5 protein-coding genes and 1 pseudogene are annotated in these 6749 nt (G+C 66.8%); 2 read left to right on the forward strand and 4 right to left on the reverse strand.

Annotated features, from left to right (window positions below; genetic code table 11):
• From coaBC to ubiE, 3 genes are all read right to left on the reverse strand, one after another.
• A partial coding sequence (coaBC, locus tag DYI24_RS18025; protein WP_164573280.1) for a bifunctional phosphopantothenoylcysteine decarboxylase/phosphopantothenate--cysteine ligase CoaBC occupies window positions 1–1078 on the reverse strand: 1078 nt, incomplete at its 3' end.
• A 53-nt stretch (window positions 1079–1131) separates the two neighbouring features.
• Window positions 1132–2709, reverse strand: a complete 1578-nt coding sequence (ubiB, locus tag DYI24_RS18030) for a 2-polyprenylphenol 6-hydroxylase (protein ID WP_164573281.1) — start codon at window positions 2707–2709, stop codon at window positions 1132–1134.
• Entirely contained in the window at window positions 2706–3467 is a 762-nt protein-coding gene (gene ubiE, locus DYI24_RS18035) for a bifunctional demethylmenaquinone methyltransferase/2-methoxy-6-polyprenyl-1,4-benzoquinol methylase UbiE (RefSeq protein WP_164573282.1), read from the reverse strand. The genes ubiB and ubiE overlap by 4 nt, the downstream gene beginning before the upstream one ends.
• A gap of 244 nt (window positions 3468–3711) precedes the next feature.
• On the opposite strand from ubiE, the gene mutM reads away from it, so the two are divergent.
• Complete coding sequence (gene mutM / locus DYI24_RS18040; protein ID WP_164573283.1) at window positions 3712–4587, forward strand: bifunctional DNA-formamidopyrimidine glycosylase/DNA-(apurinic or apyrimidinic site) lyase; 876 nt, start codon at window positions 3712–3714, stop codon at window positions 4585–4587.
• A gap of 218 nt (window positions 4588–4805) precedes the next feature.
• On the opposite strand, the gene DYI24_RS18045 is transcribed toward mutM, so the two are convergent.
• Window positions 4806–6146: a peptidoglycan-binding protein gene (locus DYI24_RS18045; RefSeq protein ID WP_164573284.1), complete on the reverse strand. Its 1341-nt coding sequence runs from the start codon at window positions 6144–6146 to the stop codon at window positions 4806–4808.
• Between the two features lie 210 nt (window positions 6147–6356).
• Here DYI24_RS18045 and DYI24_RS18050 point away from each other — a divergent pair.
• Window positions 6357–6716 (forward strand): annotated as a pseudogene (locus DYI24_RS18050) (HesA/MoeB/ThiF family protein); the annotation flags it as partial.
• Between the last annotated feature and the right edge of the window lie 33 nt (window positions 6717–6749).

Consider the following 6749-nt stretch of genomic DNA (forward strand, 5'->3'; position numbering starts at 1 on the left):
TCCCTTCGCTGGCAACACGCCAGTCTGCGACGGCGGCGGGGAAGATCGCCACATCGGCCGGCAGCGCCGATTGAACGGCAGCAAGCATCTCGCGCGCCGACTCCACGCGGGTGAGATCGACACCCGCCGGCGCCCGTAGTTCGACCGGACCGGAAATCAGCGACACCTCGGCGCCAGCGGCGGCCGCCGCAGCCGCGATGGCGTAGCCCTGTTTGCCGGACGAGCGGTTGGCGATGTAGCGCACCGGATCAATCGGCTCATGGGTCGGGCCTGCGGTGATCAGCACGCGCTTGCCGAGCAGCGGCTTCGGCGGCTGCGGCCGCCACAGGGCTTCGGCCGCGGCGGCGATCTCGATCGGCTCCGCCATCCGGCCGACGCCGGCCTCGCCGCGTTCGGCCATCTCGCCGGCATTGGGGCCGACCATCGCGACGCCGTCCTGCTTGAGCTGGGCGACGTTGCGCCGGGTCGCGGCGTTATTCCACATCAGCGGGTTCATCGCCGGTGCCAGCAGGATCTGGCGGTTGGTGGCGAGCAGAATCGCGGTCGCAAGGTCATCGGCATGACCGCCGGCGATCTTGGCCATCAGGTCGGCGGTCGCCGGCGCGACGACGATCAGGTCACAGTCGCGGGCAAGGCGGATGTGCCCGGCATCGAACTCGCTCGAGGGGTCGAACAGATCGGTGTAGCAGCGCTGATGCGACAGCGCGCTCGCGGTCAGCGGGGTGACGAACTGCTGGGCCGCCTTGGTCAGCACCACACGGACATCGGCACCGCGATCCTTCAGCCGGCTGATCAGGTCCATCGCCTTGTAGGCCGCAATGCCGCCGCCGACCAGCGCCACCCGCGCGCCGCCCTGCTGCGGCTGGGCGCGAGCGCCTTCCGGCGGATCTTCCGGCGTCGGGACTGAGGGCACGGAAGAGTCGGCCGACGAAGGCTCTGCGAAGCCGAGCCGCCTGTGGCAGGCGTCGCGCAGGATCACCCGAACTTCGTCTTCCATCGAGCGGCCATTGGCAGCCGCTCGTTGGCGGAGTTCGGCTTTGAGGACGTCGTCGAGCTTGCGGATCGTCAGATTGGCCATGAACCAAGGCTAATCGACGCAGGCATTGCGTTCAAGAGATGAGAGCAATGCGATCAGATCATTCGCGACAGCGCGATCAGAACACCGATGAAGGTCGCAGCAATCACCCATAGCGCCACCGTCCGGCCGCGGGTGCGGCCACGCTCGGTGCGGCCGATCGCAGCGATCGTCTCCGGCGCCAGCACCAAGCCGTCCTTGGTCATGACCTCGAGCTGATTCAGCACGGTGACGGCGCGCGACACGATGGTCGGCAGGCTGGTCAGGGTGTGGCCGAGCTCGCCGGCGCCGGCGAGCGCACCTTCGACCTTGCCGATCGGCCCCAGATTGCGCTGGATCCACTCGCGCACCACCGGGTCGGCGACCTTCCAGATGTCGAGCTTGGGATCGAACGACCGCGCCACGCCTTCGACCACCACCATGGTCTTCTGCAACAGGATCAACTCCGGCCGGGTCCGCATGTCGAACAGGCCGGTGACCTCGAGCAGCAGCGTCAGCAGCTTGGCCATCGAGATTTCTTCGGCGGTGCGATTGTGGATCGGCTCGCCGATCGCACGGATCGCCTGCGCGAAATTCTCGACCGAGTGATGCGCTGGCACGTAGCCGGCCTCGAAATGCACCTCGGCGACGCGGCGATAGTTGCGGGTGATGAAGCCGAGCAGGATCTCGGCGAGGAAGCGCCGCTCCTTCGGCAGCAGGCGCCCCATGATGCCGAAATCGACCGCCACCAGCTTGCCGTCGCGATCCAGGAACAGGTTGCCCGGATGCATGTCGGCGTGGAAGAAGCCGTCGCGCAGCGCATGGCGCAGGAAGCTCTGGATCACCTTGCGGCCGAGCTCGATGGTGTCGACGTTGGCGTCCTTCAGACGGGCGTGATCGTTCAGCGGGATGCCGTCGATCCACTCCATCGTCAGCACATTGTGGCTGGTGCGATCCCAATCGACGGTGGGGACGCGGAAGTCCGGATCGTCCTTGGTGTTCTCGGCCATCTCGGACGCCGCGGCCGCTTCCAGCCGCAGATCCATCTCCATCGCGACCGAGCGCGACATCGTGTTGATGACTTCCACCAGCCGCAGCCGCCGCGCCTCGGCGGAATACAGCTCGGCCTTGTCGGCCACATAGAAAAAATCCGACAGGTCGCGCCTGAACCGCGCCGACACGTTCGGCCGCAGCACCTTCACGGCGACCTGCTTGCGGACGCCGTCGATCTCGACCTCGCCGCGATGCACCTGGGCGATCGAAGCGGCCGCCACCGGGGGGCTGAGGCTGACGAACAGATCGCGCAGCGGCCGCTCCAGCGAGGTCGCGATCACCTCGTTGGCTTCGTCCTGCGAGAATGGCGGCAGCCGGTCCTGCAGCGCTTCGAGATCGCGCGCCATCGCGACGCCGACCACGTCGGGCCGGGTGGCGAGGAATTGGCCGAGTTTCAAGTACGCCGGGCCGAGCCGCGTCAGGGCGCGCGACAGCCGCGGGCCGGACTTGGCGCCGCGCCGCTCGATCAGCCGCGCCAGCCGGATCGGCACCTGACCGGCGGGCGGAATCAACGCCGGATCGACCACGCCGAACACGCCCTCGCGCGCGAACACGAAGGCGGCGCGGCCGAGCCGCGCCACATGAGTAAGTGCTGCGATCACAAACGCCAGCCCGAATGCAGCGCGACGATGCCGCCGCTCATCACCTGCCAGTTGGCGCGCGCAAAGCCGGCGTAGCGCATCATCTCGGCGAAATCATACGGCTTGGGAAATTTGCGGATCGATTCGACCAGATACTGATAGCTGTCGGCATCGCCGGTGACGACGCGGCCGATCTCCGGGATCACCTTGAACGAGAACAGATCGTACAGCTTGGACAGGCCCGGCACGTCGACCGACGAGAACTCGAGGCACAGGAAGCGGCTGCCCGGCTTCAGGACGCGATAGGCCTCCTTCAGCGCCAGATCAATCCGCGGCACGTTCCGGATGCCGAACGCGATGGTGTAGGCGTCGAAGCTGCGGTCGTCGAACTGCAAGCTCTCGGCATTGCCCTCGACGAAATCGACCTTGTCGTCGAGATTGCGCTCGACCGCGCGCTGGCGGCCGACTTCGAGCATGTCGGTGTTGATGTCGCAGACGGTGGAGTGAAAGCCGGCGCCCGAGGCCTTTGCGGCACGGAACGAGATGTCGCCGGTGCCGCCGGCAACGTCGAGCAGCCGGAACGGCGTGTCGTCGCGCGGCGGGTTGAGGGTCGTGATCATCACGTCCTTCCACAACCGATGCATGCCGCCCGACATCAGATCGTTCATCAGGTCGTAGCGGCCGGCGACGCTGTGAAACACGTCGTTGACCAGCGTCTGCTTCTCGTCCAGCGGAACGTCGCGATAGCCGAAATGCGTGGTCTCGCTCGGCTCAGTCATGCCTTCAACTCCTGCGCGCGGACGGTTTTTCAGGCCAAATGCCGCCCGAAACACGAAAACGGCGGTCCGCGGCGGACCATATAGCGCGCTTGGTGCGGAGGCGCTATCACCTGAATGCCTTAACTGGCTGACGCCACATGTAGAATGCAACAACGGACGGCGCCGGCCGCAATCGCCGGGTTGTCGCCACCACGCCTGAAATTCAAGCCAATCGAGTGGCTTAAAGCCCTCCCGAGCGAGCCCGATGCCCGAACTCCCCGAAGTCGAAACCGTCCGCCGCGGGCTGCAGCCGGCGATGGAGGGCTTTCGGATCGACCGCGCGGTGGCGCACCGGGAGAACCTGCGGTTTCCGCTGCAGAAGGACTTCATCGCCCGGCTCACCGGCCAGACCGTCACCGGCCTCGGCCGGCGCGCCAAATATCTGCTGGCGGATCTGTCGAGCGGCGACGTGCTGCTGATGCATCTCGGGATGTCCGGCTCGTTCCGGGTGATCGAGGCCGATGGCGAGACCACGCCGGGCGAGTTTCACTATCCCCGCAGCGAGGACCGCACCCACGACCACGTGGTGTTCGAAATGGCGTCCGGCGCCCGCATCGTGTTCAACGATCCGCGCCGGTTCGGCTTCATGAAGGTGTTTCCGCGGAGCGAGATCGAAACCGAGCCCCATCTGAAGGGCCTCGGCCCCGAGCCGCTCGGCAACGCGTTCGACGCCAGCCTGCTGGCGAAGGCCTGCGCCGGCAAACAGACCAGCCTGAAGGCCGCGCTGCTCGATCAGCGCGTGGTTGCCGGGCTCGGCAACATCTATGTCTGCGAGGCGCTGTTTCGCGCGCACCTGTCACCAAAGCGCAAAGCCTCGACGCTGGCCAATCGCAAAGAGGAGCCGACCGACCACGCGGTGCGGCTGGCCGAGGCGATCCGCGAGGTGCTGGGCGAAGCGATCAAGGCCGGCGGCTCATCGCTGCGCGACCACCGCCAGACCAGCGGTGAGCTCGGTTACTTCCAACACGCGTTCAAGGTTTACGACCGCGAAGGCAAGCCGTGCCCGAGCTGCGGCGGCACGGTGCAACGCTTCGTGCAGAACGGCCGGTCGACGTTCTGGTGCCCGAAGTGCCAGAAGTGAAGGGAATTCAATCAATCACTTCGGACGTGCTCGCGTCGCCCTCACCCCAACCCTCTCCCGCAAGCGGGAGAGGGAGTCCGGCCGCAGGCAGGGCGATGTGGTGGATCACCTCGGGCGCCAAAGGGGATCGATGAGCTGCCCCAGGCACAACGCGCTCCCTCTCCCGCTTGCGGGAGAGGGCTGGGGTGAGGGCGACCCAGGCAGTGAGTCCGCGGGAATTACTTCCGTACGCAAATCACGCGAACGACGCTCGCTTTGGCATCCTTGGTGGTGCCTTCGGCCTGCTTCACGCCGACGCCGGTGAGATAGCTGCGGACGGTGTCGGCGGTGATCAGCGTCGCCTGCGCCGCAGCGCCATCCGCCACTCCTGCGACCAGTGGCAGACGCAGCGTCGTCAGCCCCGCGAACCGTCCCTCCGCATCGCGTGCCGGTGCACCGGAAAAGCCGAGGCTCGGCGGCGGCGTTACTACCAACCCGCCGGTGGTGCCGGCAACGGTGAGCTGCGCCTTGACGGTGGTGACGGCAGCGCCGCCGCCCTGGCTCTGCGGATCGGCGACGCCTGTGATCTCGACCGCTCCGGCCTTGGCTGCGCCACCGCCGATCGGCAGCGGCTTGAGCTCGGACGCGCCGTAGATCCGCAGCAGCGCCAGCTCGTGCTCCTTGCTGCGATCGACCAGGTCGGCAGGACCGTAACCCGCAACCACGATCGACAGGCAGCCCTCGACCGCCTCGCGATCGGCCAGGATCGCGCCCTCGGAGCTGACGATCGTGCCGGTCGAATACTCGACCTTCTTGCGCGGCGGTGGGCCGGCCTGGACGCCGCCCGGAAACGGATTGTAGGCGCTCGACATGGCGACCACGACCGGCTGCATCGTGCCTTCGGTGGCTTGGTCGTACAGCACGGTGAGGATGCGGACCTCGGCATCCTTGAAGCTGCCGCGGATGTAGAACTTCTTCTGGTTCTGGGTCCCCGACAGCACGAAGAAGTCCGGCTTGATCGCGCTGTATTCGATCTTGCGGCCAGGCTCTTTCTTCTCCTGCTCGGCGAGCTTGGCGATCGAGACGTCCGCTTCCTTACGCCGCGACAACGCGACCTGGATCGTCCCGGTGGAGGAACTCCAGCGCGTGCCGTTGGCGTCGGAGGCCTGTTGCGGCACCAGCCGGGTCGGTACGCCGATGCGCGCGCCGGTGACCGGATCGGAAATCAGCTTCCAGCCGACGCTGGCCTGCAGCTTGCGCGCCGCCTCGGCGAGCTGCCCGCGTTCCTGCGGATTGAGCACACCGGTCGGCTTGTGCCCCTGATTGGTCTGGAATTGCTTGATGGCGGCGATCATCCGATCGGACACCTCGCCATTGATCAGGCCATTGTAGTCGCCGGTCCAGGCGAGATCGGATTGAATCGCCTGGCGCTCGCCCTGCGCGAGCGTTTTGGCCGTCTCCGAAGGAGTCTGCGCTGCCGGCGGTGCGGCCGCGGTTTGCTTTGGCGCGGCGTGTGCGCCATGCGCCGCCAGAGTGGCGGCACCAGCGACGATCAGGGTTGCAGCCAGCATCGATCTCATGACAATTCCCGAGCAACGTTGCGCCATGCGCAAATAACCACAACCGCTTGGTCGGCGCCAACGCTGCGCCGGTTCGACGCGCGGCACCGCGCACACAATGTCTCGCCCGCCGGAAATCGCACCTTCGAACGCTGGAAAGGATGAGCCGGATGCGCGTCTTCAAGATGACGGTGCCGGTCTGGCCGTGGAAGTGAAGGATACCATCCGATCATGCTGAGTGCCGAGGAACTGGAACGCTACGCTCGCCACATCGTGCTGCGCGATGTCGGCGGCCCCGGACAGGCGGCGCTGAAGGGGGCACGGGTGCTGGTGGTCGGCGCCGGCGGACTCGGCGCGCCGGTGCTGATGTATCTGGCCGCGGCCGGAATCGGTACGCTCGACATCGTCGACGACGACATCGTCACGCTGTCGAATCTGCAGCGCTAGGTGATCCACGCAACGCCCGACATCGGCGCCCGCAAGGCCGACAGTGCGGCCGGCCGGATCCTCGCCCTCAATCCCAACGTCCGCGTGGTGCAGCACCGGGTGCGGCTCGACGGCTCCAATGCGCTGGCGGTGATCAGCGGCTTCTTGGCCAGATAGCAGGCGTCCGACACCGGATAG

Origin of the sequence: Rhodopseudomonas sp. BR0C11, assembly GCF_010820945.1 — a bacterium.
Lineage (GTDB): Bacteria > Pseudomonadota > Alphaproteobacteria > Rhizobiales > Xanthobacteraceae > Rhodopseudomonas > Rhodopseudomonas palustris_H.

What these genes read in the sequence shown, in the direction of transcription:
- mutM (WP_164573283.1), top strand. Translation starts at nt 3,712, where the DNA reads ATGCCCGAACTCCCCGAAGTCGAAACCGTCCGCCGCGGGCTGCAGCCG.
- ubiE (WP_164573282.1), bottom strand. Translation starts at nt 3,467, where the DNA reads ATGACTGAGCCGAGCGAGACCACGCATTTCGGCTATCGCGACGTTCCG.
- DYI24_RS18045 (WP_164573284.1), bottom strand. Translation starts at nt 6,146, where the DNA reads ATGAGATCGATGCTGGCTGCAACCCTGATCGTCGCTGGTGCCGCCACT.